Source organism: Dryocola boscaweniae (genome assembly GCF_025215095.1).
GTDB classification, from domain to species: domain Bacteria; phylum Pseudomonadota; class Gammaproteobacteria; order Enterobacterales; family Enterobacteriaceae; genus Dryocola; species Dryocola boscaweniae.
Genome location: NZ_JALHAP010000075.1, coordinates 156,114 through 182,872, shown reverse-complemented (window position 1 = coordinate 182,872; position 26,759 = coordinate 156,114). Strand labels below are relative to the sequence as shown.

The 26,759-nt window shown below is 53.5% G+C and carries 28 protein-coding genes and 1 other annotated feature; of the genes, 12 read left to right on the top strand and 16 right to left on the bottom strand.

The features are described 5' to 3' along the window. The first annotated feature begins 37 nt into the window (after window positions 1–37). A complete protein-coding gene (locus MUA00_RS07870; protein WP_271122545.1) occupies window positions 38–760 on the top strand; it encodes a GntR family transcriptional regulator in 723 nt (240 codons plus the stop codon). On the opposite strand, the gene MUA00_RS07865 is transcribed toward MUA00_RS07870, so the two are convergent. Then, entirely contained in the window at window positions 748–1,947 is a 1,200-nt protein-coding gene (locus tag MUA00_RS07865; RefSeq protein ID WP_271122544.1) for an enolase C-terminal domain-like protein, read from the bottom strand. The genes MUA00_RS07870 and MUA00_RS07865 overlap by 13 nt on opposite strands. A gap of 133 nt (window positions 1,948–2,080) precedes the next feature. Between MUA00_RS07865 and MUA00_RS07860 the strand changes: the two genes are divergently transcribed. The 3 genes from MUA00_RS07860 (at window position 2,081) to MUA00_RS07850 (ending at window position 4,691) form a co-directional block, all read left to right on the top strand. Further along, window positions 2,081–2,266 carry a hypothetical protein gene (locus tag MUA00_RS07860; RefSeq protein ID WP_271122543.1) on the top strand — a complete coding sequence of 62 codons (186 nt, stop codon included), beginning with the start codon at window positions 2,081–2,083 and terminating at the stop codon, window positions 2,264–2,266. Beyond that, window positions 2,253–3,623, top strand: coding sequence for a PTS transporter subunit EIIC (locus MUA00_RS07855; protein ID WP_271122542.1), 1,371 nt, complete (start codon window positions 2,253–2,255; stop codon window positions 3,621–3,623). The genes MUA00_RS07860 and MUA00_RS07855 overlap by 14 nt, the downstream gene beginning before the upstream one ends. 72 nt (window positions 3,624–3,695) lie before the next feature. Beyond that, window positions 3,696–4,691 carry a LacI family DNA-binding transcriptional regulator gene (locus tag MUA00_RS07850; protein WP_271122541.1) on the top strand — a complete coding sequence of 332 codons (996 nt, stop codon included), beginning with the start codon at window positions 3,696–3,698 and terminating at the stop codon, window positions 4,689–4,691. Between the two features lies 1 nt (window position 4,692). Here the strand turns inward: MUA00_RS07850 and MUA00_RS07845 are convergent, their stop codons facing one another. Together MUA00_RS07845 and MUA00_RS07840 are read right to left on the bottom strand one after the other, a co-directional pair. Further along, complete coding sequence (locus tag MUA00_RS07845) at window positions 4,693–6,132, bottom strand: glycoside hydrolase family 32 protein (RefSeq protein WP_271122540.1); 1,440 nt, start codon at window positions 6,130–6,132, stop codon at window positions 4,693–4,695. Between the two features lie 5 nt (window positions 6,133–6,137). Next, the gene (locus tag MUA00_RS07840; protein ID WP_271122539.1) at window positions 6,138–7,388 is read right to left on the bottom strand and encodes an MFS transporter; all 1,251 of its coding nucleotides are present in this window, start codon (window positions 7,386–7,388) and stop codon (window positions 6,138–6,140) included. Window positions 7,389–7,586: 198 nt separating this feature from the next. Between MUA00_RS07840 and MUA00_RS07835 the strand changes: the two genes are divergently transcribed. Continuing rightward, on the top strand, window positions 7,587–8,507 hold the full coding sequence (locus tag MUA00_RS07835; RefSeq protein ID WP_271122538.1) for an aminoimidazole riboside kinase: 921 nt from the start codon (window positions 7,587–7,589) through the stop codon (window positions 8,505–8,507). A 1-nt stretch (window position 8,508) separates the two neighbouring features. On the opposite strand, the gene MUA00_RS07830 is transcribed toward MUA00_RS07835, so the two are convergent. From MUA00_RS07830 to MUA00_RS07815, 4 genes are read right to left on the bottom strand one after another with little or no spacing between them, the layout of a single operon-like run. Beyond that, window positions 8,509–9,180 (bottom strand): methionine ABC transporter permease, encoded by a 672-nt coding sequence (locus MUA00_RS07830; protein WP_271122537.1) that lies wholly within the window; start codon window positions 9,178–9,180, stop codon window positions 8,509–8,511. Continuing rightward, complete coding sequence (locus MUA00_RS07825; protein WP_271122536.1) at window positions 9,165–9,956, bottom strand: methionine ABC transporter ATP-binding protein; 792 nt, start codon at window positions 9,954–9,956, stop codon at window positions 9,165–9,167. Before MUA00_RS07825 ends, MUA00_RS07830 begins: the two co-directional genes overlap by 16 nt. Next, a complete protein-coding gene (locus MUA00_RS07820; protein ID WP_271122535.1) occupies window positions 9,953–10,762 on the bottom strand; it encodes a MetQ/NlpA family ABC transporter substrate-binding protein in 810 nt (269 codons plus the stop codon). Before MUA00_RS07820 ends, MUA00_RS07825 begins: the two co-directional genes overlap by 4 nt. A 19-nt stretch (window positions 10,763–10,781) precedes the next feature. After that, window positions 10,782–11,819, bottom strand: coding sequence for an isopenicillin N synthase family dioxygenase (locus MUA00_RS07815; RefSeq protein WP_271122534.1), 1,038 nt, complete (start codon window positions 11,817–11,819; stop codon window positions 10,782–10,784). Between the two features lie 384 nt (window positions 11,820–12,203). On the opposite strand from MUA00_RS07815, the gene MUA00_RS07810 reads away from it, so the two are divergent. The 3 genes from MUA00_RS07810 (at window position 12,204) to ykgO (ending at window position 14,633) form a co-directional block, all read left to right on the top strand. Beyond that, complete coding sequence (locus MUA00_RS07810) at window positions 12,204–14,108, top strand: methyl-accepting chemotaxis protein (protein ID WP_271122533.1); 1,905 nt, start codon at window positions 12,204–12,206, stop codon at window positions 14,106–14,108. A gap of 123 nt (window positions 14,109–14,231) precedes the next feature. Continuing rightward, window positions 14,232–14,489 (top strand): type B 50S ribosomal protein L31, encoded by a 258-nt coding sequence (locus tag MUA00_RS07805; RefSeq protein WP_167612220.1) that lies wholly within the window; start codon window positions 14,232–14,234, stop codon window positions 14,487–14,489. A gap of 3 nt (window positions 14,490–14,492) precedes the next feature. After that, window positions 14,493–14,633, top strand: a complete 141-nt coding sequence (gene ykgO, locus MUA00_RS07800; RefSeq protein ID WP_271122532.1) for a type B 50S ribosomal protein L36 — start codon at window positions 14,493–14,495, stop codon at window positions 14,631–14,633. A 63-nt stretch (window positions 14,634–14,696) separates the two neighbouring features. Here ykgO and MUA00_RS07795 read toward each other — a convergent pair whose 3' ends face one another. From MUA00_RS07795 to acrA, 6 genes are all read right to left on the bottom strand, one after another. After that, window positions 14,697–15,155 carry a YlaC family protein gene (locus MUA00_RS07795; RefSeq protein ID WP_271122531.1) on the bottom strand — a complete coding sequence of 153 codons (459 nt, stop codon included), beginning with the start codon at window positions 15,153–15,155 and terminating at the stop codon, window positions 14,697–14,699. Window positions 15,156–15,288: 133 nt separating this feature from the next. Continuing rightward, window positions 15,289–15,852: a maltose O-acetyltransferase gene (gene maa / locus MUA00_RS07790; RefSeq protein WP_271122530.1), complete on the bottom strand. Its 564-nt coding sequence runs from the start codon at window positions 15,850–15,852 to the stop codon at window positions 15,289–15,291. A gap of 275 nt (window positions 15,853–16,127) precedes the next feature. After that, window positions 16,128–16,346 carry an HHA domain-containing protein gene (locus MUA00_RS07785; protein WP_121265420.1) on the bottom strand — a complete coding sequence of 73 codons (219 nt, stop codon included), beginning with the start codon at window positions 16,344–16,346 and terminating at the stop codon, window positions 16,128–16,130. 29 nt (window positions 16,347–16,375) lie between these two features. Next, complete coding sequence (tomB, locus tag MUA00_RS07780) at window positions 16,376–16,750, bottom strand: Hha toxicity modulator TomB (protein ID WP_271122529.1); 375 nt, start codon at window positions 16,748–16,750, stop codon at window positions 16,376–16,378. 560 nt (window positions 16,751–17,310) lie between these two features. Beyond that, the gene (gene acrB / locus MUA00_RS07775) at window positions 17,311–20,460 is read right to left on the bottom strand and encodes a multidrug efflux RND transporter permease subunit AcrB (RefSeq protein ID WP_271122528.1); all 3,150 of its coding nucleotides are present in this window, start codon (window positions 20,458–20,460) and stop codon (window positions 17,311–17,313) included. 22 nt (window positions 20,461–20,482) lie between these two features. Then, window positions 20,483–21,682, bottom strand: coding sequence for a multidrug efflux RND transporter periplasmic adaptor subunit AcrA (gene acrA, locus MUA00_RS07770; protein WP_271122527.1), 1,200 nt, complete (start codon window positions 21,680–21,682; stop codon window positions 20,483–20,485). A 143-nt stretch (window positions 21,683–21,825) separates the two neighbouring features. Between acrA and acrR the strand changes: the two genes are divergently transcribed. Beyond that, on the top strand, window positions 21,826–22,467 hold the full coding sequence (acrR, locus tag MUA00_RS07765) for a multidrug efflux transporter transcriptional repressor AcrR (protein WP_271122526.1): 642 nt from the start codon (window positions 21,826–21,828) through the stop codon (window positions 22,465–22,467). Window positions 22,468–22,483: 16 nt separating this feature from the next. On the opposite strand, the gene rsmS is transcribed toward acrR, so the two are convergent. From rsmS to priC, 3 genes are read right to left on the bottom strand one after another with little or no spacing between them, the layout of a single operon-like run. Continuing rightward, complete coding sequence (gene rsmS / locus MUA00_RS07760) at window positions 22,484–22,639, bottom strand: pleiotropic regulatory protein RsmS (RefSeq protein WP_271122525.1); 156 nt, start codon at window positions 22,637–22,639, stop codon at window positions 22,484–22,486. Continuing rightward, entirely contained in the window at window positions 22,640–22,888 is a 249-nt protein-coding gene (locus MUA00_RS07755; protein WP_271122524.1) for a GlsB/YeaQ/YmgE family stress response membrane protein, read from the bottom strand. A 38-nt stretch (window positions 22,889–22,926) separates the two neighbouring features. Beyond that, window positions 22,927–23,463, bottom strand: a complete 537-nt coding sequence (gene priC, locus MUA00_RS07750) for a primosomal replication protein (RefSeq protein ID WP_271122523.1) — start codon at window positions 23,461–23,463, stop codon at window positions 22,927–22,929. 56 nt (window positions 23,464–23,519) lie between these two features. Between priC and MUA00_RS07745 the strand changes: the two genes are divergently transcribed. The 3 genes from MUA00_RS07745 to dnaX all read left to right on the top strand — a co-directional run bounded on the left by MUA00_RS07745 (window position 23,520) and on the right by dnaX (window position 26,737). After that, entirely contained in the window at window positions 23,520–23,897 is a 378-nt protein-coding gene (locus MUA00_RS07745; protein WP_271122522.1) for a DUF454 family protein, read from the top strand. A gap of 148 nt (window positions 23,898–24,045) precedes the next feature. Then, a complete protein-coding gene (apt, locus tag MUA00_RS07740) occupies window positions 24,046–24,597 on the top strand; it encodes an adenine phosphoribosyltransferase (RefSeq protein ID WP_271122521.1) in 552 nt (183 codons plus the stop codon). 217 nt (window positions 24,598–24,814) lie between these two features. Further along, window positions 24,815–26,737, top strand: a complete 1,923-nt coding sequence (gene dnaX, locus MUA00_RS07735) for a DNA polymerase III subunit gamma/tau (RefSeq protein ID WP_271122520.1) — start codon at window positions 24,815–24,817, stop codon at window positions 26,735–26,737. Next, window positions 26,070–26,134, top strand: a sequence feature (DnaX frameshifting element). Its footprint overlaps the gene before it by 65 nt. Window positions 26,738–26,759 lie beyond the last annotated feature (22 nt).

Sequence of the window (26,759 nt, the reverse complement as noted above, 5' to 3'; positions counted from 1 at the left end):
GCAAACGAAAAGCCCGGCAAAAAAATTTGGATGCGGCATGAAGAAAAAAGAGTTCGTCACTCAGGATTTGCTCAGCAAAATCTACCAGCGCAGCGGATCGGCATTGCGCAAGCTTCCTCCGGAACGGCAGCTTGCCGAAGAATATGGCGTCTCCCGATTTACTATCCGCCAGGCGCTGGAAAAGCTGGTGAGCATTGGCGTGGTTGACATTGTGCAGGGCTCGGGCATCTGGATTAAACCGCAGGCGCGCAATAATCCGCTGGTGTACAACTCCATCACCGAAAAGCGCTTCGATCAGATTGCTTTTCGCATGGTTAATCTGCATAAAAAATTGCCCGATCGCGAAGAACAGCAGGTATTTGGTCTCGGCGAAGATGAGTTTATCTGGCAGTTTTGCCGCCTGCGCTATGTGGATAATCAAAAGGTGCAGATTGAGATTTCAAGAATGCCGGTCAAGGATTTTCCCGACCTCAACCAGCTCGTCATCGAGAAATCCATTCAGCAGTACGTGCTGGGCAAGGGCTATCGCATTTCACATCTGCTGACCAGCTATCAGGCCGTCAGCATCAATAAAGAGCAGGCGGCGCTGCTGGAATGTAAAAAAGGAAGCCCGGCGATGCACATTATCAACCGGGGCATTCTTGAAGGCGGGCGGGTGTATGAGATAAGCGAAATCGTTGATATCAATTATTCATGTACCTACGTTATCCCCTTTAACCACGATAACCTGGCGTTTCGCAAAGGCAATCAGGGCGTGTGAATCGCGCCGCTGGGTAAACGACTTTGCGTCCATTCATGGGGGCGGTATTCCACCGGGAAGCTTTCGGCTTTCTGCTGATCGAAACCTACGCCGATGCCCGCTTTTTCTGACGGGTACATATAACCCTGTTCTGCCGCCGGAGCGCCAGGAAATACCGCTTCGGTGTTCGGCCTGTTCGGAATAAATTCCTGAATCGCCGCGTTGTGCAGATGAATATTCAGATGGGTATTCACCGCCACGCCGACGGGCGTCATATCCGGCGGCCCGTGCCATGCCAGGCGCACGCCAAAGGCCTGGCACAGAATCGCCAGCTTCAGCGCGGGTGTAATCCCGCCTATCTGCGAGACGTGGCAGCGAATGAAATCGATACGGCGATTCACAATCAGATCGTGCCATTCGGCAGGGTTGTTAAACAGCTCGCCCATAGCGAGCGGAACCGAGGAGTGAGCGCGAACCTGCTCAAGCCATGCGCTTTGCTGCGGCGGGAGAATATCTTCCAGAAACCAGGGCTGCCAGGGTTCAAGCTGCTTTGCCAGTTGTATGGCCTGCTGCGGAAAGAGACGCTCATGCACATCGTGCAAAATGTGGAACCGATTGCCGTATTTCTCACGCAGGGCCTTAAACATGGCGACGGTATTGGCCATGTATTCATCCTGATCGTAATACGCGCCGGGCGTTGGGTTTTTAGTGGCGTGCAGGCTTTGCGGCGTGCCGCCGTAAAAGCCGAGCTGGCAACGAATATAGCGATAGCCCTGTTCCAGCAGCTTATCGACTTCCAGATATAGCCCTTCCAGCGTTTCGCTTGCCGCGTGGCTGTATACCGCGATCGCGTCTTTCGACTTGCCGCCAAATAGCTGATACAGCGGCATATCCGCCAACTGGCCTTTGATATCCCACAGCGCCATATCCACGCCGGCGATAGCGTTGTTTATCACCGGGCCGTTGCGCCAGTAGGCGTTGACGGTCATCATTTGCCACAGGTCTTCAATATTATTGGCATCCCGCCCGGTAAGCAGCGGTTTGAGGTATTCATCGACCATGGTTTTCACCGCCAGCGGACGCTGCTGGAACGTGGCGCAGCCAAGCCCGGTAACGCCTTTATTGGTAGTCACGCGAACGGTGACGAGGTTATGGCGATCGGGCTTAGTGATAAAGCATTCGATATTTTCAATAAGAGTCGGTAGCACGAGATAACTCCACAAGCCGTAAGAATGAAGGCCGGCTGTTCATCATAAAAAGGATTTCTTTATTTACTATCGCCCTATTTAAAGGCGCAGGTAAACCGCTTTTTTTAATAATTTTTATTGGTCAGGAAATACGATGGATACCCGTAATAAACCGGACCAATTTGCATTACTGGCGGGTTTTTGCGCTTTTGTAATGGGTGATTGTGATGCGCATCAAGTTTCATTGGTTTGTTTTGTTGTTCGCCTTTCTCTACTCTTTCAGGCCATGCTGCATATAACTATAAACACATTATTCGGAGCCATTAATGGGGACAGTTGAGGCCATCAATAATATTATCCGCCTGGTCGGCGGGGCCGATAATATTAATAAAGTCTGGCACTGCATGACGCGCCTGCGTTTTGATGTTGTTGATGAAAGCAAAATCGATCAGCCAGAAATTAAAAAGCTGCCGGGTATTTTAGGGGCGCAAATTCAAAGCGATCAGTTTCAGATTATCATCGGCCCGCAGGTGAACCGCTGGTATGAACAATTGTCTTCCGCGCTGGGTTCGTCTGCCGCGCACAATGCCGCAGGCGAGCAGAAAAAAGAGCGTAAGAGCCCTATCTCTTTGTTTATGGATACGGTTTCCGGCGTCTTTGGGCCAATCGTGCCTGCTATTGCCGGCGCGGGGATGATCAAAGGTTTGCTGGCGGGTTTGATCGCGCTAAAAGTCATCTCCGCGAAAAGCGACACGGTGATCGTCATTGATTTAATCGCAAGCGGCGTATTCTATTTCCTGCCGTTCTTCCTTGCGATCTCGGCGGCGCGCATGTTCAAAACCAACGAGTATCTGGCCGCCGCGGTTGCCGCCTGCTTTATGTATCCGTCGCTTATCGAGGCGGCAAAAGCGCTGGCGGGGCATACGCCCGATGCCGTTGAGGCGTTCTATTTTCTCAACGCGATCCCGGTTTCCGTTTTTAACTACGCTTCAAGCGTTATCCCGGTCATCTTCTCGGTTTTAGCCCTGAGCTATATCCATCGCTGGGTCGACAGCATTATGCCGGACGTGCTGAAAACGGTCTTTACCCCAACGCTGACGCTATTTCTGGCAGCCCTTGTCGCGCTGGTGGTTATCGGCCCGCTGGGGATTTATCTCGGTAAAGGACTGGCGTGGTTTATCGAAGGACTGTTTGGCGTCTCGGCGAGCTTTGCCGGGCTGGTGGTGGGCGCGATTCGTCCGGTGGCGATTCTTACCGGCATGCATCACGCCATGACGCCCATCGCGCTGCAAAACTTCACCGACCGCGGCTACGACATGCTGATGCCGATGATGTTTATGGCCAATATGGCGATTGCCGGCTCCACTTTTGCTATCTGGCGGCAAAGCAAGTCGCGGGCCGATCGCTCGGTTGTACTCTCGGGGGCAATTTCCGCGCTGCTCGGCATCACCGAACCTGCGCTGTTTGGCGTGCTGACTCGCTACAAAAAAGCTTTTATCGCCGCGACCATTGCAAGCTCCGTCGCATCTGCGTTTATCGCTTTCTTTGGCGTACGCCTGTACGGCTACATTTTGTCGAGCATCTTCAGTCTGCCAGCTTATATCGGACCTTTTCTTGTGTTCGCGCTGATGGGCGTGGCGCTGGCGCTAGTCTTATCGTTCACGCTGACTACGCTGCTGGTACGCGAGAAGGCCTGAATGTGATGCCCGGCGGGAAAAAGCGCTGAAAACCATATATTATCAGGGCTTTCCCACGTTCCCGGCACCCACATGGCCTCTTTGAAAGATGTAGCAAACATGGCTGGCGTATCCCTGATGACCGTTTCCCGGGTTATCAACCATGCCGAACATGTCAGCCCGACAACCCGAGAGCGGGTGCAAAAAGCAATCGAAGCGCTTAACTACGTGCCGGATTATTCGGCGCGTAAAATTCGCAGCCAGGGGGCGAAAACCTCCACGATTGCTATTCTCGCTCTGGATACCGCCACTACGCCGTTCTCGGTTGAAATGCTGCTGGCTATAGAACAGACGGCGCGCGAGCGGAGCTGGAACAGCTTTCTTATTAATATTCTTTCCTCTGAAGATGCCGAACGCGCCGTGCGTCACCTACTGGCGCAGCGCCCTGACGGCATCATTTTCACGACCATGGGTTTGCGTCACGTTATTCTGCCGGAAGCGCTGGCGGGCAAGCAGGTCGTGCTGGCCAACTGCGTAACGGACGATGAAACTCTGCCGTGCTACATCCCGGATGATTTTGCCGGACAGTACCAGGCTACACAGCATCTCATTGCTAAAGGCTACCGCCGTCCGCTTTGCTTCTGGCTGCCGGAAATGGCGCTGGCCAGCAAGCCTCGCCGTGCTGGTTTTATTCAGGCCTGGCAGGAGGCGGGGCTTTCCCTGGATGAGGTGCAGCAATACCACATGGCGATGGGCGATGAACATTACACGGATTTAGTCACGCTTTTGGACAGGCACTGTACCGAGGGCGCGGCGGATTTTGATGTGCTGGTCTGCGGCAATGACCGGATTGCGTTTGTTGCTTATCAAACGCTGCTGGCGCGAGGCATTTCTATCCCGCAGCAGGTGGCGGTGCTGGGGTACGATAATCTGGTAGGCGTAGGGGAACTCTTCCTGCCGCCGTTGACGACGGTGCAACTGCCGCATCACGAGATTGGTCGTCAGGCGGCGTTGCATTTGATTGAGGGCCGCACGCACGTCGGCGTGCAGCAGCTTGCCTGTCCTTTGTTAAAGCGCGTATCGCTTTAGGTCAGATGTCGTTAAGCATCCACAACGAGCCGCCGCGACAAAGCGCGCGGCCGTGGTCGGCAAACAACTGTAACTGTCTATCCTGCTGCGGATAAATCCGGCTGCTCAGGCAGTATTCTCCTTCGTTAACAAATACCTCAATGGATGAACGGTCGATAAAAATTCGCAGGCGGAGATCGCCCCTTTCCGGCAGCGGCACGCTGCGGTCGCCGTTGAGCTGTTCATCGGGATAACGGCGGGCCAGCACCAGGCGGCGGGACTGGCTGTCAACAAACAGTTCGCACCCGGCTCCCAGGCGTAGCCCGTAGCGTTCCGCGTGGCTTTCGCAGCAGTCCCAGTTTAGCTCAAGCTCCATTGCCTGCGCGCAGTCCAGCAGGCTCTGGCGCTGGTTTTCCAGTATGCAGGGCAGAACGGGATGTTCCGTTCCTCGCAGGGACATCAGTTCGTGAATCGGCGTCTGGCGTAACCGCCCCTGAGCATCCGCCGTAATTTCTCTGGGCAGCGTCAGGCAACCCGCCCAGCCTTCGCGTTTGGACGGCATAGGGGATTCCCACATGTCCATCCAGCCCATCACGATTCTGCGCCCGTCGCCCGCAAGAAATGACTGCGGAGCATAAAAATCGTGCCCGCAGTCCATCTCGATGAAGTCTCCATTCTGAATAAAATCCTGGCCCGGCCGCCAGCATCCGCGCAGATAACCGCTCTGGAAAAGGTTGCGGTTGTGATAGCCGCAGGCCTGGATCCCCTGGGGAGAAAAGAGGAGGTAATGCGCGTTGCCGACTGCGAAAAAGTCCGGGCATTCCCACATGTAGCCCATGCCCGGTTCGGCTTTCGCAAGAATGCGATCCAGTTGCCAGTCGCGCAGCGAAGCGCCGCGATAAAGCAGCACCTGGCCTCGATCGCTGTCGTCCCGGGCGCCGATGACCATCCACCAGCTTCCATCCTCCTGCCAGACTTTCGGATCGCGGAAATGCATAAAGCCTTCCGGCGGCGTTAATACCACGCCCTGTTTTTCAAAATGGATGCCGTCCTGGCTGGTGGCGAGACACTGTACCTGGCGGATGGCGCTGTCGTCTCCCTGGCCGTTAAGCCAGATATGCCCGGTATAAATCAGCGACAGCACGCCGTTATCATCCACCGCGCTGCCTGAGAAACAGCCGTCGCGGTCCCATTCATCGCCCGGGGCCAGCACAATGGGTTGATGCTGCCAGCGCACCATGTCCGGGCTGGTAGCGTGGCCCCAGTGCATCGGCCCCCAGCTTTCATCAAACGGATGGTGCTGGTAGAAAGCGTGATAAAGGTTGTTATGGAAAATCAAGCCGTTGGGATCGTTCATCCAGCCAGCCGGCGGCGCGAGATGAAAGCGCGGGTAAAAGTGGCTGCCACGACTGGCCTGGTTGGCTTCCAGGGCGTGCATCGCCCGGGCAAGATGTTGTGTCATGTTGATTACCTGGTTGTCAGATTTAAAGAAGGCAGGTCGTTTTGCGGTTTATCTCCCCGCAATAACATGCTTGATATCAGGGTCAGCGATAGCACCAGCGCCGCCATGATCATGTAGGTGTCGGCAAAGCCCATCTGGTCATAGCCGCGACCGGCAAGCGGTGAAAGCACGGTGGCGCAGATTGAGGTGATGAACTGGAAACCGACCAGATAGAGCGTGGCGGACAGGCGCTGATCGAACTGGGTGGTGATGTACTTGAACATCGCGATAAGCAGGATGGGCAGTTCGACCGCGTGAAGCAGTTTCATCAACGAAATGGTCAGCGTGTCGCTTGCCATGCCGGAGCCAAAAATGCGCAACGCCATGATAAGTCCGCTCAGCAGCAGGCCGCGTTTGGCGCCGATTTTGTTGACCAGCAGCGGGGCCAGGAACATACCGCCCGCCTCCAGAAAGACCTGGAAAGAGTTGAGGAAGCCGAACATTTCGTTGCCGCGCTGCACGTTGTGGAACAGCGAGGCAAAATAGACCGGGAACTGCTGGTCGTAAACGTTATAGACGCTGACGCCGCAGACAAAGACCACCAGCGCCCAGAAGTTTGGCAGCTTTAACAAACCAAACGCATCGCTAATGGTAAGCGCGTTGCTTTTGCCGAATTCGAGCTCGTTCAGGGCGTTGGGCTGCACTTCGCGCATCCACCACAGCAGCCCCAGGAACAGACAGGCGGAAACGCTGCCCATCCAGAAATTCAGATTGGGATCGAGGTTAAACAGCATGCCGGCAATAAACGTCGCGCCCGCCCAGCCCAGCGAACCCCACATGCGGGATTTGCCATATTCAAACCCGACGATGCGGCTGACGCGTTCGGTATAAGACTCCAGCGCGCCGATGCCAGCAAAGAACGTGGCGCCCACATACAGGCCGACGCTTACCGCACCCGGCAGGATATGGAAACGCAGTAACGGCGTGCACACGAAAACGAAGAACGGCCCGCTGGCGAGGAGTAAACCGCCAATCAGCCAGAGCAGATTTTTACGCAGCCCGAGTTTGTCCTGCAAAAAGCCGTACAGCGGCTGCGCGCAAAGGGCGGTAAAGGCGACTATTGAAAAAATAATCCCGGTTTCAGCGCCTCTCAGCCCGATTTTTTGGTTCAGCCACAGCGAGATCAGAGAAAAGGCCGAAGACCAGGTCCAGAAGAACGTGAACAGCAGTCCGCTCAGAACCAGATAATGATGTTGTTTGCGTGTGATGAATGCCATGTGTGCCGTCTCTTAGAAGAATCTGGCTAAATTGTTAACGTTAACTTTGTGACATGAAAAGAGCTGTAAATGCAAAAATGTGATGTTAATTCCATTTGTTAACGTTAACAATTAAAGTTTGTGATCGAAATGGCATACTTAGAAAAACGGCAAAAGCAGAGTTTGCTACGCGGAATGGCATTGATGACAGGAGAGACAATGAAAATCTGGTCGCTGGGTGATGCGGTGGTGGATCTGCTGCCGCTGGAAGGAATGCGGTTCGAGGCCTGTGCCGGCGGCGCGCCGGTCAATGTGGCGGTGGGGGCTTCGCGCCTGGGGCTTGAAAGCGGTTTTATCGGCCGCGTGGGAGACGACCCCTTTGGTAAGTTTATGCGCCGTACTTTGCTGCAGTTCGGCGTTGATACCCGGCATATGGAAGTCGATGAGCGCTATCGCACCAGTACTGTGGTGGTAACCCTTGCGGAGAAAGGCGAACGAGAATTTACATTTCTGGTGAATCCTTCTGCGGATCAGTTTCTGAGTCCCGCTGCTTTGCCGGAGTTTGGCGCGGATTTGCTTCATTACTGCTCGCTGGCTCTGGTGGCGGAACAATGTCGCCACACCGTCAGCGAGGCGATTACACGCCTGCATCAGGCGGACGGGCTGGTGAGTTTTGATGTGAATCTGCGTGCTCAGCAGTGGGCCGATCCGCAGGTTATGTTTGATGCCGTGGACGCTTTTGCCCGGCAGGCCGACGTGCTGAAACTCTCCGAAGAAGAAGCGCTATGGCTTACGCAAACCGCGACGGTTAACGAAGCGCTGGAGGCGTTACGCGCTTATCCGGCGGCCCTTAAGCTTGTGACGCAGGGAGAAAAGGGCGGCGTAGCTATCTGGCAGGATAAACGTTACGCCTATGCCGGTTTTGTGGTGGACAGCATTGATACCACCGGGGCGGGGGATGCGTTTATGGCGGGTTTGCTGGCCGGAATTGCCCGGCTGGGCATGCCTTCAACGCCACGCGAACTTGCCAGCTTACTGACTCAGGCCTCCGCATGCGGAGCGCTGGCGACCACGCATAAAGGTGCGGTTGCCGCGGCTCCCGATGCAGCGATGCTGGCGTCGTTTATCGCGAGGCAGTGAATTATCGTCGGTGCGCCAGGCGTCTGACCAGCCTGTCGCCCACGCTTTGTACCAGTTGCACCATGACAATCAGAATCACCACGGTGCCGATCATGACCTGGTTATTGAAGCGCTGATAGCCGTAGCGGATAGCTAAATCCCCCAGCCCGCCGCCGCCGATGACGCCCGCCATCGATGAAAAGCCAATCAGCATAACCACCGTGAGCGTGATGCCCGCGAGCAACGCGGGTAGCGCTTCCGGCAGCAACACTTTGCCTATTACATGCCAGGCGTTGCCGCCCATTGAAAGAATGGCCTCGATGCGGCCTTTATCCACTTCATCAAGGGCGCTTTCCACCACGCGGGCGAAAAACGGAAATGCGCCAATGGTAATGGGCACGACAGCAGCGGTGCTGCCAAGCGTGGTGCCAATAATAATTCTTGTGAAAGGGATCAGGGCAATCAGCAGCACGATAAACGGCAGCGAGCGGCCAACGTTCACGATGCTGCCAAGAATCTGATTAGTACGCGGCGCGGGCAGAACGCCGTCGCGGCGTGTGACAAACAGCAGCACGCCGAGGGGCAGGCCGATAAGCACGGTAAACAGTGCCGCCAGGCCCACCATATAAAGCGTGTCGAGCGTGCCGTCGAGCAGCAGCGGCCACAGGTCTTCCCAGGCTAAGCGACTTCGCATAATTTCATTCCTTCCACTCCGTGACGACGTAAAAATGCCTGTTCCGCTTCGCGATCCGGCAGCAATGCGCGGCGCAGGCGCGAGCCGGGATTAACCAGCAAATCTGCCAGCGGGCCGCTTTCAATAAGCCTGCCTTTTTCCAGCAGGGCGGCGTGATCGCAAATGGCTTTCACCACTTCCAACTGGTGGGTAATCAGCACGATGGTTAAACCGAGCTTGCGGTTGATGTCCGCCAGCAGCGCCAGCACCGAGGCGGTGGTTTCCGGATCTAATGCGCTGGTGGCTTCATCGCAAAGCAGAATACTGGGATGTGCGGCAAGCGCGCGGGCAATCCCCACGCGCTGTTTTTGCCCGCCCGAAAGCTGGGAAGGGAAGGCGTGGGCTTTGTCGGATAAGCCAACCAGTTCCAGCAGTTCCGCGACGCGCCGTTCACGTGCCGCGCGGGGTTGTCCGGCGATTTCCAGCGGCACGGCGATGTTATCCGCCACGTTGCGGGCGTGAATGAGGTTGAAATGCTGAAAGACCATCCCGGTGCGCTGACGATGCCGACGCAGTTCGCGCTGGGTGAGCGTAGTGATTTCTTTACCGTCCATGATGATGCGGCCCTCCGTTGGCCGCTCCAGTAAGTTGAGACAGCGAATCAAGGTGCTTTTCCCGGCGCCGCTGCGCCCGAGAATGCCGTAGATTGCGCCATCGGGCACGCTCAGGGAGATGTTATCCAGCGCCGGTTGGCCTTCTCCGGCATACACTTTGCTCAGCCGCTCAAGGGTAATCATGACTGAGGCGCTGCCACCGGGATCACCGAACCGTTGAACTGCTTACGGATAAACGCGGCCACCTGCGGAGACTCTAAATCTTTCGCCAGCTCTTTGATGCGCGGATCGTTAGCAAGATCCGGATTCGTAACGAGGATATTGGCGTAAGGGTTATGCGTAGCGCTTTCCAGCCCCAGGGAATCTTTAGCAGGCGTTAATCCGGCTTCCAGCGCGTAGTTGCCGTTAATCACGGCCAGATCCACATCGTCCAGTGAACGCGGCAACTGTGGCGCTTCAATCTCAATAATCTTCAGATTCTTCGGATTGCTGGCGATGTCCTTCGGCGTGGCCTGATTTTGCGAGGCGTCTTTAAATTCCGGCTTGAGCGTAATCAGCCCTTTGTCCTGCAACAGATAAAGCGCGCGGCTAAGATTGGTGACGTTATTAGGCAGCGCGATGGTGGCGTTTTCCGGCACCGATTTCAGATCTTTATATTTATGAGAGTAAATACCCAGCGGTTCGATATGCACCGTCGCGGCGACGCTGAAGCTTTTACCCAACGCTTTTTCCTGATCGCGTAAATAAGGCACGTGCTGGAAATAGTTGGCGTCTACGTCGCCGTTCGCCAGCAGTTCGTTAGCGTTAACGCCGTTGCTGAGTTCGACGATTTTTAGTTTCAGATTGGGATCGAGTTTCTGCACAAAGGCGAGGATCTCGGCGTGCGGCACCGGATCGGCGGCGATGCGCAATGTTTCCGCTGCGTGTGCGCTGAAAGCCAGAGTCAAAGACAGCGCAATACCTGCCAGTTTAAAAGAGGCATGTTTCATGGATTTTTCCTTATTAGTATTAAGCGATTAATTCTGCGCTGTTACGCAGCACGTCCGGGTAATAACGTTCCGCCACGTCCGGATGGGAGCGCAGGCGGCCTTTCAGGTAGTTCCAGCCCACATCGCGCAGCAGCGGGTTGCGCGGATCGCTCTCCGGGCCGTGCGCTTCGCGCGCAAGTTCAGGAGGCAGGGCGTAGACCGGCACCACCGCATCAAGCTGCGCGCCGAGGAAGAACGCGATGGACAGGCGCTCTTCGTTCGGCGGCGGCGAGACGACGCGATGCACGGTAGCGCGCAGGTAGCCGTTAGTTGCCAGTTCCAGCAGCTCACCGATATTCACCACAAAGCTGCCGGGTAGCGGTACGGCATCAACCCAGTTATCCGGGGTGACTTCGACCTGTAATCCTTTTTGCTGGTCCTGCAGCAGAAAGCTCAGGAAGCCGGAATCTTTATGCGCGCCCACGCCCTGGTCGCCCACCGTGGATTGCTGCCCCGGATAGCGAATCAGCTTGATATGTTCGTTCGGTTTGCTGCCATAAAGCGGATCGAAACTGTCTTCTGGCAGCGCCAGCGCTTCGGCAAAGGTGCGCAACAGTTTGAGCGCCACGGCGGTCATTTCCCGCTGAAATTGCAGGAGCGTTGGCTTGAGTTCAGGAAGCGATTCCGGCCACAGGTTTGGCCCCTGCAGACGATGCCAGCCTGGTTCGTTCTGACCCACCGGCAAAGCCGGACGTTCGGCTCCCAAATCAAACTGTTCGCGCCAGTCTGGCTTGCCACGGGTTAATTCACTGGCGGCGCGGTTATAACCACGAAAATGGGGCGAATGAATCATCGCAACCTTTTGCTTTTCGGCATCGGGCAGGGCAAAGAACCGGCGGGCTTCGTCCTGAACCGCCTGCTGCAGGTCCGGGCTTACACCGTGATTAATCAGGTAGAAAAAGCCGATTTCACGTGCGGCGTGGCGAAGCTGGCTGAGGAAGGCGACGCGATCGGTTGCGCTGCCGTCAAGCTGTGAAAGGTCGAGTATCGGCAGCGCCGGGTTGGAAGTTGTGCTCATTTTGGACTCCGGTCAAGTGAGAAATATTGGGTTCGCGGTCTGACGGTTTGGCACAACAACAGCGCAGCATCATGATGTTTTCCTTTCAACGTGTAATGGCGTTCAGCTTATGGGTTAAACATTGCCGCAAGCCTTTTGCGTCGCCCAATATTGTTATTTTCTAAGTTATGACGTGACGGGGGTCTAAGCATTTGCGCGTTTTAGCTAATGAAGAAAGTGTGTCTAAATGTTTCAAAAGATTTAGTTATGTTCCGGATTTCACTAAAAATTAATTTCGCAGCGTTACCTTTAAGGCGGCGCGACATGGATTAAACGTTCAAGTTTGCCGCGGGTTAGCCGTAGACAACAGCAAGCGCTTCGCTTTTGCCACCGGGTGTCACCGCTATGCTTAAAACTACACAATCACGCTTTATCACTTCGTTATGTCTTTTCTTCGCGTTACTTACGATTATTACCTCGTTGGTTATTCACTATTTCGTCACGCCGCAGATCAAGCGTAACGAAACACAGCTCATTCGTTACCAGGTAGGGAACGTTGCGGTAAATATCGTTGAGCAGATGAACCGCGTGCAGGCGCAAATGCGCAGCATTACGCAGTCGGTCGCCACTATGCAAAGCGAGGATATCGACCGCTTGCTGCCTTCTCTTGTGGATCAGTATCAGGATGTGAATGTCTTTGGCGGCGGCATCTGGCCGCTGGCGGAGAAACGAGAAGCCGGGCGCAATAAGTTCAGCACTTTCTTTGCCCGTAACGCCGGCGGCAGGCTGGAAGAAAACACCTACTGGAATTCCGACGAGGCGCCTAATTATTACGAGCAGGTCTGGTATAAATCAGGGCTCGCTTCTCCTGCCGGACAGTGCGCCTGGGCGAAAGCTTACCAGGATGACGCCAGCCCGCAGCCGCGTACTAACTGCGCAATGGCCATAGCCAAAGACGGCCAGCCGTGGGGAGTGGCGACCATTGACGTGACGCTGGGTTTCTTTAACCAGCTTGCGCAGCAGATGGGCGAGGGAATTAAGGGCCAGGTGCTGATTATTGAGGCCGATGGCAAAGTGGTGGGGAACGCCGAACAAATCGGCAAAACCGCGAGCCTGAAGAATCTGTCGGATATGAGCGGCGCGGTGCCGATGGCTAAAGCTGTGCAGGAGATCCTGCCTGGTTTTGACGCTTCTCAGGATAGCGAGCGGGAGTACGATAACAACGGCACTTCGCACACCGTTATGCTGCAGGCGATTAAGGGCAGCCCGTGGCTCCTCGCGGTGGATTTGCCAACGGCGCTTCTGACCAAACAGACGGATACCATTATGATGCGTTTGAGCATGGTGCAGATCCCAATGGCGCTGCTGTTGCTTGGCGTGCTGGTGTTGTTTATTCGCAGCTTTATGCGCCGTCTTGCGGATCTGAATAAAAATATCAGCCGTCTTTCTGCCGGCGGCGCGGATTTAACGCAGCGCCTGGAGCCAACCAGCAGTCCGGAATTCAACGCTATCATCAACAGTTTTAACGATGTGATTTCGCATCTGCAGAATATGCTTCGCCAGGTCGGCGATAGCGCACGTGCTATTACCTCCGCTTCGCATCAGATTGCGACCGGCAATCAGGATCTTTCGGCGCGAACCGAAGAGCAGGCCAGCTCCATCGAACAAACCGCAGCTTCGATGGAAGAGTTAACCAGCACTGTTCGCCAGAACGCGGATAACGCGGCTCATGCAAACGAACTTGCGCACGAAGCCTCAAGCGTCGCCGTCAAGGGCGGGGAAGTGGTGAAGCAGGTGGTGACTACCATGAACGCGATCCAGAGCTCATCCGGCAAGGTGGTGGATATTATCGGCGTTATCGACAGCATCGCCTTCCAGACTAATATTCTGGCGCTTAACGCAGCGGTTGAAGCGGCACGAGCGGGCGAACAGGGTCGTGGTTTTGCGGTGGTTGCGGCAGAAGTGCGTAATCTGGCGCAGCGTTCGGCGCAATCGGCGCGTGAAATTAAGGCGCTGATTGAAACCTCCGTAAACAACGTTAATCTGGGTACCGACCTGGTTACCCAGGCGGGCAGCACTATGGATGAGCTGATGCAGGGCGTGCGTAACGTCACCACGCTGATGGGGGAGATTATGTCTTCCAGCCGTGAACAAAGCACCGGCATCGAACAGGTTAACGTGGCGATTAATCAACTGGACAATACCACCCAGCAGAATGCGACTCTGGTTCAGCAGGTTTCTTCCGCTTCTTTATCAATGTCCGAACAAACTCAGCAGCTTGAGCGCGTTGTCGCCAGCTTTAAACTCTAATCTCTACGGGCGCATTTCGATGTGCCCGCTTTTTACTTTGTTATCCCGCTCGTAATCCCGCTTGCATTTTTGACGCTCATCTTTTACCGTATTGTTATGTTATAACGTATCGAGGTAAAGGCAATGAAACGCGATATCCATCCTTACTACCGCACCGTGGTTTTCCACGACACCAGCGCCAATGAGTATTTTAAAGTGGGTTCAACTATTAAGACCGACCGTGAAATTGAACTGGACGGCCAGACTTACCCGTATATCACCATCGAGGTGTCCTCCGCTTCCCATCCGCATTACACCGGCAAGCAGAGAACCTTTGAGAAAGAGGGCAGTCCGGCGCGCTTCCAGCAGCGTTTTGGTCGCTTTTTCGGCAAGGAGGCATAGAACATGAAAGTACTGAGTTCATTACGCAGCGCAAAGTTGCGGCACCCGGATTGCCAGATTGTGAAGCGCAAGGGAAGAGTCTACGTGATTTGCAAAAGCAACCCGCGTTTTAAAGCGGTGCAGGGCAGGAAGAAAAAACGTTAATAGCGGGCGACTCTGGGAGATGGTATCAGGCCCAGGGTCGGCCTGCCGGGCAACAGGAACTTTTTAAGCGCGGGACAAGGAGAAGACGTCATAAAAAGACAGTTCTCCTTTGCGGGTAATCATATTTTGCAGTAGCGATTTTTGCTGTGCATCCACGCGTGGGGATTGCAGAATATTATCGATAAGCGTCGGCGGCACGTGGCGCGTGTTGTACCATTCGCCGTTATAGCAAACCCGCAAATCCAGCACGTCAATGTCGCTGTAGCGGTAGCGCGGATTAACGTCGAAAAAGAAGAAGCCGTTAAGCAGGGCGAAAAGCACAACCAGCAACCATACCGAGCCCGCCAGGGTGTCGGACTGCATCATCACGATGAGCGTGGCGAACCAGCCCGCCCACATGCCAATAAACAAACCCGGATGTTTACGAATAAAGCTGATACTAAACCGCGGGTGATTATCACGCTTCTCGGCGATGTTTAGCTGTTCAATCGTATCGTTAAGCAGGCGCTGGATTTCGGTCATGGGGAGCCTTCTGATTTCGGGTAAGTCACAAATGCCACAAAAGTGACGACGCTATTTTAAGAAGTCGCCAACCGGCAAAAAAGTAACAGATTAGGCAAAATTAACCATAACAGTTAGCCGTGCCGCGTCACATTCAGAGCGTTTTGATGATTCGCGCTGGGTTTCCGGCGACCACGCTGTTCGCGGGAATATCTTTAGTGACAACGGAGCCTGAACCTATCACAACATTGTTGCCGATGGTGACGCCCGGATTAATTACCGCTCGTCCGCCAATCCACACATTATGACCAATTGTCACCGGCTTGCCGAATTCAACGCCGCTGTTACGCGTCAGGGCATCCAGCGGGTGGGTTGCGGTATAAATGTGCACGCCCGGGGCGAGCATACAGTTATCGCCAATGTGTACCGGACAGACATCAAGGATCACGCAGTCAAAATTAGCGTAGAAGTTTTGTCCCAGGAAAATGTTGTAGCCGTAATCGCAGCGGAACGAGGGTTCAATGTAAGCATCACTGCTACAGCCTAATAGCTGGGTTAACAACTCTTTACGCACGGCGCTTTCGTCCGGAGCGGTATGGTTGTAGCGATGAACCAGATGACGGGCTTTTACACGATCGGCATGCAGTTGTTCGTCTGCGGGGCGATAGAGTTCGCCTGCAATCATCTTGCGTTTTTCTTCACTCTGAGCTTCGTTCATTATTGCGCACTCTTGTCTGTTAAGGCTGGAAGTCTTAACCGTAAACGAAAACGCATCGCAGGGATTGGGAACGTTCCCTCTCTGTGCGTACGATCACATTTTTGGGTTATCAGGCACAGGTCAGAGGATTGAGCATTTCAGAGAGCGATCGCGGAATGAACGTCAGCCATGTCAACGGCGTGAAACAACCAGAAATTAGGGTTATTTCGCCTTAACATGGCAATCAGGAAAATCCGGGTCGGTGCGCTAAAAGTAAGCAATAAAGTTTCGGGATATTAACGAATAAATTTCCATACAGAAGGTGGGATCTTATCGTAAAGTTTATTCATTGTAAGTTCTGCAAGGCGATGATCGGCTGCTGAATAAAATACCGCCAGTTCATTGTCAGATAATTCATATTTATTCTTTTCAATTACTCGTTCTAACGTATCAATTGTTTGGCAACGTCGTAGACGCATCAAATAATCGGTCTTCGTTAAGGGTTTAGTTGTCATAAATTCACCTTAAGTATTTGTAATATTTTTTAAAAGGAGAGGCTTACCGGGTTAGCGCGGCTCTCACTGACAAAACACCGGAACAATCGATTCCCCGATTTACGCCATTTCTGCAGGTCCTGAGCATTGATGCCGTAGTTGCTAAAAAGCATAAAGGTGTCGTCCAGGTATTCGTCTATTTGTTCAATCAATTTGCTTTCGTCGTCATACTTTATCTTGTAATTAAGCGCAAAGGCAGCAATGTGCTCAATCAAATCATTTAACTGCAGGTTAATGGCTGACGTAGGATCGTTAACCCAACCATGATTACTCTCTCCCAGGTTGGCCAGACAATCATGATACAGATTCTCGCATAAGAATTTAAGCTGCGCTATATCATGCCGTTTTGGTGAGTATTCGTCCATAATGCAGCCCCTTTTATCGAAGAAAATTTGATAAAACGTAATGCGTGGGGTGGACACACCTTGAAGAGGTGGGGAGCATTTCCAGCGATTATTTCATATGCCTTCACTATAAATCAATCTGATTAAGATTTCCTCGCGCTATTACTAAAAATTACAATTCCACTGTATTTTTATGGCTAAGCTCGCGGTCAGTTAATGCTTTCGTATGAAATTAGGTTTTTTCCTGGTAGGCGGAATGGCTTAATGCAAGCGGCAAGCGGAGCTAATATCAAAAGCTTAACGCCGGTAAAGGGGACGAATGTTAAATTAAATTCTTAAAATCCGGACCTTAGGAATAATCTCAATTAATAAGTATGTACGTTAATTTTATGCTCTGCAAAAGAAAATTTAAGATAAAGCCTGCTTAATATTTTCCTGGCAGGAATAAAGTATTCCGCAACATTTTGAAATCAATCGTAAGAATACCCACCAATAATGCTTATATATTAACTTGTAGACGCCAGGGTTATTAATCATAAAAAAGGCCGCTTGCGCGGCCTTTTAATAATATATTTAGTAGGTTACTGGTGATGCTCAACCGGATGCGTATGTTCAATATCTTCAGACTTACGGCTGAAACGGCGACGCACTACCACAAAGAACACCGGCACGAAGAAGATTGCAAGGACGGTTGCGGTAATCATCCCGCCCATAACCCCTGTACCTACGGCGTTCTGTGCGCCGGAGCCCGCGCCAGAGCTGATAACCAGCGGCATAACCCCGAGGATAAACGCCAGTGAGGTCATCAGGATCGGACGCAGACGCATACGTACGGCTTCAAGAGTGGCTTCAACCAGACCTTTGCCTTCTTTCTCCATCAGATCCTTGGCGAATTCAACGATAAGTATCGCGTTCTTCGCCGACAGCCCAATGGTTGTCAGCAGGCCTACCTGGAAGTACACGTCGTTGGTCAGGCCGCGGAAGGTTGCAGCCAACAGCGCGCCGAATACCCCCAGCGGAACAACCAGCATAACGGAGAACGGAATCGACCAGCTCTCATACAGTGCGGCCAGACACAGGAATACCACGATTAACGAGATGGCATACAGTGCCGGAGCCTGGTTACCGGAGAGACGTTCCTGATAGGACATGCCCGTCCAGTCGTAGCCAATACCCGTAGGCAGTTTGCTCGCCAGCTCTTCCATCATGTTCATGGCTTCACCGGTACTCTTACCCGGTGCCGCCTGACCAAGGATTTCCATGGATGGCAGACCGTTGTAACGTTCCAGACGCGGCGAACCGTATTCCCAGTGCGCGGTTGCGAAGGATGAGAAAGGCACCATTTGACCGGAAGTACCGCGTACATACCACTCGTTAATATCCTGCGGAAGCATACGGAATGGCGCATCGGCCATCACATAAACTTTCTTCACGCGGCCACGGTCGATGAAGTCGTTAACGTAGCTACCACCCCATGCGGCACCCAGCGTGGTGTTGATATCGCTGATAGAAACGCCTAACGCCTGCGCTTTCTCCTGGTCGATATCCACTTTGAACTGTGGCGTATCTTCCAGGCCGTTCGGACGTACGCCGACTAACAGGTCAGGATGTTTCGCAATTTCGCCAAATAGCTGGTTACGAGCCTGAGTCAGCTTGTCATGGCCGAGGTTTGCCTGGTCAATAAGCTGGAAGTCGAACCCTGTTGCGGTACCTAACTCAACGATCGCTGGCAGGTTAAACGCAAACACCATCGCATCTTTGATTTGTGAGAAGTAGCCGCTGGCCCGGCCTGCGATAGCCGGTACTTTATTCTCTTCCCCGGCGCGCTCGCCCCAGTCTTTCAGTGAAACGAACGCCAGACCGGTGTTTTGCCCACGACCCGAGAAACCAAAGCCGTTAACGGTAAAGACGGAGTTAACGTTGTCTTTCTCGTTTTCCAGGTAGTATTTGGTAACTTCATCAAGCACTTTCTGGGTTCGTTCCTGAGTGGCGCCCGCAGGGAGCTGAGCCATGGTCAGGAATACGCCCTGATCTTCATCCGGCAAGAAGGAGCTTGGCAGACGAACAAACAGAAAGGCCATGCCGACTACGATCAGCAGATAGAGCAGCAAATAACGCCCGGTACTGCGCAGAATATTACCTACGCTGTCGGTGTAGTGGTGCGTGCTCTTGTCGAACATGCGGTTAAACCAACCGAAGAAACCCTTCTTCTCACCGTGATCGCCTTTAGCAATCGGTTTGAGCATGGTTGCGCACAGAGCAGGCGTCAGAATCATCGCCACCAGTACGGACAGCACCATTGCCGAAACGATAGTAATGGAGAACTGGCGGTAGATTGCACCGGTCGAACCACCGAAGAACGCCATCGGAATAAATACCGCCGACAGCACCATCGCGATACCGACCAGCGCGCCCTGAATTTGCCCCATCGATTTACGTGTGGCTTCTTTTGGCGGCAAGCCTTCTTCCACCATCACGCGCTCGACGTTTTCCACCACCACGATGGCGTCATCCACCAGCAGGCCTATCGCAAGCACCATACCGAACATCGTCAGGGTGTTTATCGAATAGCCAAAGGCGGCAAGAATGGCGAAGGTGCCTAACAAGACCACCGGTACCGCAATCGTTGGGATTAGCGTGGCACGGAAGTTTTGCAGGAACAGATACATGACCAGGAACACCAGCACGATCGCTTCGACGAGGGTTTTCACCACTTCGTTAATGGAGATTTTAACGAATGGCGTGGTGTCGTAGGGATAAACAACCTTCAGGCCGGCCGGGAAGAACGGCTCCATCTTGGCAATGGACTGACGAACGGCGTCAGCGGTATCAAGGGCGTTTGCGCCGGTTGCCAGTTTGATACCCAAACCGGATGCAGGTTGTCCGTTGAAGCGCGCGATAACGTCGTAGTTCTCGCCGCCGAGCTCAACTTTTGCCACATCTTTAAGCAGCACGCGTGAACCATCCTGATTCACTTTCAGTAAAATTTTACTGAATTCATCCGCAGATTTCAGACGCGTTTGCGCAATGATAGAGGCGTTCAGTTGCTGACCTTTCACCGGCGGCGTACCGCCTAGCTGACCGGCCGCGACCTGGGCGTTCTGCGCTTTAATGGCAGCGATAACATCTACCGGCGTAAGCTGGAAGTTGTTAAGTTTGTTAGGATCCATCCAGATACGCATCGCGTATTGCGCACCAAATAGCTGCACATCGCCGACGCCGTTGGTACGGCTAATCGGGTCTTTCATGGTGGCGCCGACGTAATCCGAGATATCTTCCTGCGTCATGCTGCCGTCGGTGTTGATAACCCCGACAACCATCAGGAAGCTACTGGAAGATTTCTCAACGCTCACCCCTTGCTGCTGCACTTCCTGCGGTAACAGCGGCATCGCCAGTTGCAGTTTGTTCTGCACCTGAACCTGAGCAATGTCGGCATCTGTGCCTGAATCAAAGGTAATGGTTATCTGCACGGTACCAGAGGAATCACTGGTCGAGGACATATATAACAGTCCGTCGATACCGTTCATGTTCTGTTCGATAACCTGTGTAACGGTATCCTGTACCGTTTTAGCATCCGCACCAGGGTAGGTTGCTGAGATCGTGATTGCCGGAGGCGCAATAGTTGGATATTGCGCGATAGGCAATTTCATGATCGCAAGCCCGCCCGCCAACATAATTATGATGGCGATAACCCAGGCAAAAATGGGGCGATCGATAAAAAACTTAGCCATGTCTTAACGGCTCCTGTTTAAGTTAAGACTTCGTTTGTTCGGACTGCGCGCCTGCGGCTTGCTGCTGTTGACCGTTATTTTCTGCCGCGATCTCCTGCGCTTTCACCTGAACACCGGGTTTCACTTTCTGCAAACCGGTTACGATAACGCGATCGCCAGTCTGCAACCCGTCGGTTACCAGCCACTTATCGCCAATCGCCTGAGAAGTTTTCAACTGACGTACTTCTACTTTGTCGTCCTTACCCACAACCATCGCGGATGCATCGCCGCGCGGAGTACGAGTTATGCCTTGCTGAGGCACCAGCAATGCGTTCGGGTTAACGCCTTCTTCCAGTTTTGCTCGTACGAACATACCTGGCAGCAGAGTTTTATCCGGGTTAGGGAAGATGGCACGCAGCGTGATTGAGCCGGTGGTCTGATCGACAGTCACATCGGAGAATTCCAGAGAACCTTCCTGCGAATAGGTGAGGCCGTCGTTGGTCACTAACTGGACTTTCGCTTTGCCGTTTTCCTGTTTCAGTTTGCCCTCGGCCAGCTCCTGCTTGAGGCGCAGGAAATCATTGCTGGATTGAGTAACATCGACATATATAGGGTCGAGTTGCTGAACGGTAGACAACGCGTTGGTCTGTCCGCTGGTCACCAGCGCCCCTTCGGTTACGGAAGATTTGCCGATGCGTCCGCTGATAGGAGAAGTCACTTTGGTATAAGCCAGGTTAATACGAGCCGTTTCAACGGCGGCTTTCGCAGCCACAACGGCAGCATTTGCCTGCTGTGAATCGGCAAGAGCGGTGTCGTAGTCTTGTTGACTAATGTATTTGGTGCCTAACAGTTTCTGATAACGCTTAAGCGTCACCTGAGCAATGTTCGCGCTGGCCTGGGCCTTTGCGAGATCGCCTTTGGCGCTGTCGTAAGCGGCCTGATAGGTCGCAGGATCAATTTGATAAAGCGAGACACCCGCCTTGATTTCGCTTCCTTCTTCAAAGTTACGCTTCAGGATAATACCGCTTACCTGCGGGCGAACTTCTGCAATGCGATAGGCGCTAGTACGGCCAGGAAGCTCTGTTGTGATCTGTAAAGGCGCGCTTTTCAGTGTCACCACGCCCACTTCCGGGGCTTGCGGCGCACTCTGCTGGGTCTCTTTGTCGTTACATCCTGTAAGCGCTAAGCTGCCTGAAAGCATCAGAACGGCCGCCAGAGGCGTAAACCCTCTGTTTTTGTTCATATGTAAACCTCGAGTGTCCGATTTCAAAGTTGTTCAATGGATCAAATGTCCACAAACCCATTGCTGCGTTTATATTATCGTCGTGCTATGGTACATACATTCACAAATGTATGTAAATCTGACTCCAGTAAATTCACCGACATATGGCACGAAAAACCAAACAACAAGCCCTCGAAACCCGCCAACATATACTTGATGTGGCCATTCGCTTGTTTTCAAAACAGGGCGTTTCCGCCACGTCTCTGGCGGATATCGCCAAAGCGGCCGGCGTCACCCGTGGTGCAATATATTGGCACTTTAAAAATAAGTCGGATTTATTTAATGAAATCTGGGAGCTAACTGAATCCAGTATTGGTGATTTAGAAACTGAGTATCGGGCAAAATTTCCCGACGATCCACTCTGCGTTGTCAGAGAGTTGCTTATTTACATATTGCAGGCCACCGTCACTGAAGAAAGGCGTCGATTAATGACGGAGATCATTTTCCACAAATGTGAATTTGTTGGCGAAATGGCGGTTTTGCAACAGGCCAGACGCACCCTTTATATGGAAGGCAACGAGCGCATTGAAACAAGCCTTCAGCGCTGTATTGACGCCGGTTCCTTACCCACCAATTTACGTCTCTCCCACGCGGTTACCGTGCTGCGCAGCTATATTACAGGCCTGATTGAAAACTGGCTTGTCGCCCCGGACAGCTTTGATTTGTACGCTCAGGCGAAAGATCACGTCTCAATATTGCTGGAAATGTTCCAGTTCTGCCCGACTTTACGCAGCCTGCCTGAGTAAAATCGTCTGGTTCCGGTTAACTATTTTCTTCTTCGCGAAGCTTGCGCAAAAAATCCTGACGCACTATTTCCAGCGCGCTAAGAACGGTTGGCGTCGGTAGCTCATGCTGTTCAAGTAGCATAATTAAATCGACGGCCAGTTTGACCTCATCCGGGGCGTTATCCAGCGACATTTATGACATCCGTAGTTTGCGAAAGACAAAAAGAAACAGCAGCGAACCGGCCAGCGCAGCCAACAATGATGTAGGTTCAAGGGTCGCCAGCGTGCCTATATTAAACACGGCGCAGACATAACCGCCAATTAACGCGCCCGTTACGGCTAAGAGCTGCGCAACGGCAAAACCGCCGCCGGAAGCAGGACGCAGACGATTCATCGCAATCCCCACCAGTACGCCAATAATTACCCAGGTTAGTAGTCCCATCTTTTTCCCCTGAACGGTAAATAATAATTTCAGTATAGCTAACCCAGTCCACGCTCCCTGCGTTCAATGGCCCGTTCTATGCGGGCGATAGCCTGACGGCAGCGTTGCAGGCGCCCTTCCTGGGCGGCGATTTCCCGCTGGAGTTGCTGTTGAGCGCTTAGCGTCGTTTGTACGCCCAGCTTGCTTTCACGATCGCTTATCATCGACAGCAAACGGCGTTCGTAATCCTGATGGGTTGAGAGTTTTTCGTAGAGATTTTCCGGGGCTGGTTTTTGCGGTTCGCTGGCGCGCATTTTCCACGTGGCCAGTTCCCGCGTGAGCGCGGCAATTTGCGCGACCAGTCTTTCGGCGACAAAGGCAACCTGCTCCGTTTTACCGGTTTTCACGCTAAGCTGAAGTTGAGCGAGATTCGCCTGAGCCTCGGCGAGATAATCTTTTAATTGCGTACTGTGCGTTGTAAAAAGCTTTTTATCGAAGCGAGCCTGCGACGTGCGCTGCAAAGACAACGGCTCAATAGCTGCTGCCAGTTCCGCGACGCGTGCATCAAGGGCTTGTAAGAGCGAAGCGGTTTTCACAAAATGACTCTCCAGTGGCAGCGCGATTTTCGCGCCAGTTTATTCCGGGAATGGGTATGCAAAGGACTATTTTAATCATCATCGGCTGGCTGGCGGTAGTCCTTGCGACGTTCGGCGTAGTGCTTCCGTTACTGCCTACCACGCCGTTCTTACTGCTCGCCGCCTGGTGTTTTGCGCGCTCAAGCCCTCGCTTTCACCACTGGCTACTTTATCGCTCCTGGTTCGGCGGCTATTTACGCCACTGGCAAAAGCACCGCGCTTTGCCGCCGGGCGCAAAACCGAAGGCGATGATTTTTATCGCGATAACTTTTGCCGTATCCCTTTATCTGGTCAACATATTATGGGTGCGGCTATTCTTGTTGATGATGATGTGCGCTTTGCTTATCTATATGTGGCGCATGCCGGTTGTTGACGAAAAGCAACAAAAACCCTGAACGGCAAAGGTGCGGGTTGCAAATGTCCGCGCCAGCCAGTAAATTCGACCGTTTTCGAGCACGGGTGCGGCTGATTAATCGTTAAACAGCGGTTCATCTGAACCTGCAACGCGCTCTGTGAGTTTCATGTTTTTAGCAGGCATTACTTATGACCGCGACTGCGCAGCAGCTTGAGTATCTGAAAAATAGCATCAAAAGCATTCCTGATTACCCAAAACCGGGCATTCTGTTTCGTGACGTTACCAGTTTGCTGGAAGATCCGAAAGCTTACGCGACCAGCATCGAATTACTGGTCGCGCGCTTTAAAGACGCCGGCATCACCAAAGTGGTGGGTACCGAAGCACGAGGCTTCCTGTTTGGCGCGCCTGTTGCTCTGGCGCTGGGCGTTGGCTTTGTCCCGGTTCGTAAACCGCGCAAACTGCCGCGTGAAACCATCGCGGAAAGCTACGAGCTGGAATACGGCACCGATCAGCTTGAAATCCACGTTGATGCGATCCAGGCGGGCGATAAAGTTCTGGTGGTGGACGATCTGCTGGCAACCGGCGGCACTATTGAAGCCACGGTTAAACTGATCCGCCGTCTGGGCGGGGAAGTGACCGATGCGGCCTTTATCATCAATCTGTTTGATATCGGCGGCGAGCAGCGCCTTGAGAAAATGGGCGTGAAAAGCTACTGCCTGGTGCCGTTCCCGGGCCACTGAGTGACTCAAGCTTGATGAGGCTTTAATACGAGTAAGTGGGTCCTTACAAATAAACAGGAAAATCAATTTATTGATTTTCGGCAGATAACCACAAAGAAAGAAAAATCACGCTTTTTCCTTCTTTGTCAGCAATCTCAAGCCTCGCCCATCGGGTGAGGCTTATGTTAGCATTACCCCTCAAATTCACCTTTCCCGCGATCAAGAAGCCAATCTGAGAATGAGCTACCAGGTCTTAGCCCGCAAATGGCGCCCACAAACTTTTGCTGATGTTGTCGGCCAGCAACACGTGCTGACCGCGCTGGCTAATGGTTTGTCGCTGGGCCGAATTCACCACGCTTATCTCTTTTCCGGGACTCGCGGCGTGGGGAAAACCTCCATCGCCCGACTATTGGCGAAAGGACTGAATTGTGAAACCGGCATCACCGCCACGCCTTGCGGCGTGTGTGATAACTGCCGCGAAATCGAACAAGGACGCTTTGTCGATCTGATTGAAATCGACGCCGCCTCGCGCACTAAAGTGGAAGATACGCGCGATTTACTGGATAACGTTCAGTACGCGCCAGCGCGTGGCCGCTTTAAAGTCTATCTCATCGATGAAGTGCACATGCTTTCCCGCCACAGCTTTAACGCGCTATTAAAAACGCTCGAAGAACCGCCTCCGCACGTAAAATTCCTGCTGGCGACCACCGATCCGCAAAAGCTGCCGGTCACCATTCTTTCTCGCTGCCTGCAATTCCACCTGAAAGCGCTGGATGTCGAACAGATCCGCCATCAGTTGGAACATATTCTTGGGGAAGAGAAAATATCCAGCGAGCCGCGCGCTCTGCAACTGCTGGCTCGCGCCGCAGACGGCAGCCTGCGCGATGCGCTAAGCCTCACCGATCAGGCCATTGCCAGCGGTGACGGACAGGTGACCACCGCTTCGGTGAGCACCATGCTGGGAACGCTGGACGACGACCAGGCGCTTTCCCTCATTGAAGCGATGGCCGGTGCCGACGGGCAGCGCGTGATGGCGCTACTGGGCGATGCCGCCGCACGTGGCGTGGAGTGGGAAGCGCTGCTGGTGGAAATGCTCAGCCTGCTGCATCGCGTGGCGATGGTGCAACTGTCGCCGTCTGCTTTGGGCAGCGACATGGCGGCTATTGAACAACGCATGCGTGAGCTCGCCCGCACCGTGCCGCCTGCGGAAGTTCAGCTTTATTATCAAACGCTGTTGATTGGCCGCAAAGAGCTGTCGTGGGCGCCGGATCGCCGTATGGGCATTGAAATGACGCTGCTGCGAGCTCTGGCATTCCATCCGCGTAAACCGATGCCGGAACCCGAACAGACTCGCCAGGCTACAAGCATTCCGGTAGTCAATCCGGGATCGCCTCCGCCGGTTAAACAGGCTTCGTCGCCTCCAGGGCAAAGCGAAACCCCGTTGCCGGACACCACAAGCCAGGTGCTGCAGGCGCGCACACAGCTAATGCGCCAGCAGGGAGCCAACAAAGCAAAAAAGAGTGAGCCGGCAGCGCCAAATCTAGCGCGGCCGGCAAAAAACACCGCGCTGGAGCGTCTTGCATCGGTTAGCGAGCGTATACAGTCTCGCCCGGCCGCAGCCGCGCAGGAAAAGCCTGAGCAAAAGCCGGAAGCCTATCGCTGGAAGTCACAAATCATCACCGAAGAAGCGGCTGAGCCGGTTGCCACGCCGAAGGCGCTTAAGCGCGCACTGGAACACGAGAAAACCCCTGAGCTTGCACAAAAGCTTGCGCAGGAAGCGATTGAACGTGATGCATGGGCGGCAGAAATTAACCAACTGGTGCTGCCAAAACTGGTTCAGCAACTGGCGCTCAACGCCTGGAAAGAGCAGGATGGCAATCGAATCTGCCTGCATCTGCGTTCCAGCCAGCGTCATCTGAATTCCCCTTCAGCACAAAAAGCGCTGATGGAAGCAATAAGTATCTTCAGCGGGGAATCCGTTGAACTGACTATTATTGAAGATGATAATCAGGCGCAACGTACGCCGCTGGAGTGGCGTCAGGCTATCTACGAAGAGAAGCTGGCGCAGGCAAGAGAGTCAATGAGCGCTGATACTAATATTCAGACGCTGCGTCGTTTCTTTGATGCGGACCTGGATGAAGACAGCATTCGCCCTATTTGACGGACCGGCGCAACCGGTCTGT

Excerpts from the sequence above, each read along its gene's own strand:
- dnaX (WP_271122520.1), top strand. The coding sequence starts at position 24,815 with ATGAGCTACCAGGTCTTAGCCCGCAAATGGCGCCCACAAACTTTTGCT.
- MUA00_RS07810 (WP_271122533.1), top strand. The coding sequence starts at position 12,204 with ATGCTTAAAACTACACAATCACGCTTTATCACTTCGTTATGTCTTTTC.
- MUA00_RS07870 (WP_271122545.1), top strand. The coding sequence starts at position 38 with ATGAAGAAAAAAGAGTTCGTCACTCAGGATTTGCTCAGCAAAATCTAC.
- MUA00_RS07805 (WP_167612220.1), top strand. The coding sequence starts at position 14,232 with ATGAAACGCGATATCCATCCTTACTACCGCACCGTGGTTTTCCACGAC.
- MUA00_RS07830 (WP_271122537.1), bottom strand. The coding sequence starts at position 9,180 with ATGCGAAGTCGCTTAGCCTGGGAAGACCTGTGGCCGCTGCTGCTCGAC.
- MUA00_RS07850 (WP_271122541.1), top strand. The coding sequence starts at position 3,696 with ATGGCCTCTTTGAAAGATGTAGCAAACATGGCTGGCGTATCCCTGATG.
- acrB (WP_271122528.1), bottom strand. The coding sequence starts at position 20,460 with ATGGCTAAGTTTTTTATCGATCGCCCCATTTTTGCCTGGGTTATCGCC.
- tomB (WP_271122529.1), bottom strand. The coding sequence starts at position 16,750 with ATGGACGAATACTCACCAAAACGGCATGATATAGCGCAGCTTAAATTC.
- acrR (WP_271122526.1), top strand. The coding sequence starts at position 21,826 with ATGGCACGAAAAACCAAACAACAAGCCCTCGAAACCCGCCAACATATA.
- MUA00_RS07815 (WP_271122534.1), bottom strand. The coding sequence starts at position 11,819 with ATGAGCACAACTTCCAACCCGGCGCTGCCGATACTCGACCTTTCACAG.
- MUA00_RS07840 (WP_271122539.1), bottom strand. The coding sequence starts at position 7,388 with ATGGCATTCATCACACGCAAACAACATCATTATCTGGTTCTGAGCGGA.
- MUA00_RS07860 (WP_271122543.1), top strand. The coding sequence starts at position 2,081 with ATGGATACCCGTAATAAACCGGACCAATTTGCATTACTGGCGGGTTTT.
- ykgO (WP_271122532.1), top strand. The coding sequence starts at position 14,493 with ATGAAAGTACTGAGTTCATTACGCAGCGCAAAGTTGCGGCACCCGGAT.
- MUA00_RS07835 (WP_271122538.1), top strand. The coding sequence starts at position 7,587 with ATGAAAATCTGGTCGCTGGGTGATGCGGTGGTGGATCTGCTGCCGCTG.
- MUA00_RS07855 (WP_271122542.1), top strand. The coding sequence starts at position 2,253 with ATGGGGACAGTTGAGGCCATCAATAATATTATCCGCCTGGTCGGCGGG.
- MUA00_RS07755 (WP_271122524.1), bottom strand. The coding sequence starts at position 22,888 with ATGGGACTACTAACCTGGGTAATTATTGGCGTACTGGTGGGGATTGCG.
- acrA (WP_271122527.1), bottom strand. The coding sequence starts at position 21,682 with ATGAACAAAAACAGAGGGTTTACGCCTCTGGCGGCCGTTCTGATGCTT.
- MUA00_RS07820 (WP_271122535.1), bottom strand. The coding sequence starts at position 10,762 with ATGAAACATGCCTCTTTTAAACTGGCAGGTATTGCGCTGTCTTTGACT.
- maa (WP_271122530.1), bottom strand. The coding sequence starts at position 15,852 with ATGAACGAAGCTCAGAGTGAAGAAAAACGCAAGATGATTGCAGGCGAA.
- MUA00_RS07785 (WP_121265420.1), bottom strand. The coding sequence starts at position 16,346 with ATGACAACTAAACCCTTAACGAAGACCGATTATTTGATGCGTCTACGA.
- MUA00_RS07795 (WP_271122531.1), bottom strand. The coding sequence starts at position 15,155 with ATGACCGAAATCCAGCGCCTGCTTAACGATACGATTGAACAGCTAAAC.
- rsmS (WP_271122525.1), bottom strand. The coding sequence starts at position 22,639 with ATGTCGCTGGATAACGCCCCGGATGAGGTCAAACTGGCCGTCGATTTA.
- MUA00_RS07845 (WP_271122540.1), bottom strand. The coding sequence starts at position 6,132 with ATGACACAACATCTTGCCCGGGCGATGCACGCCCTGGAAGCCAACCAG.
- apt (WP_271122521.1), top strand. The coding sequence starts at position 24,046 with ATGACCGCGACTGCGCAGCAGCTTGAGTATCTGAAAAATAGCATCAAA.
- MUA00_RS07745 (WP_271122522.1), top strand. The coding sequence starts at position 23,520 with ATGCAAAGGACTATTTTAATCATCATCGGCTGGCTGGCGGTAGTCCTT.
- MUA00_RS07825 (WP_271122536.1), bottom strand. The coding sequence starts at position 9,956 with ATGATTACCCTTGAGCGGCTGAGCAAAGTGTATGCCGGAGAAGGCCAA.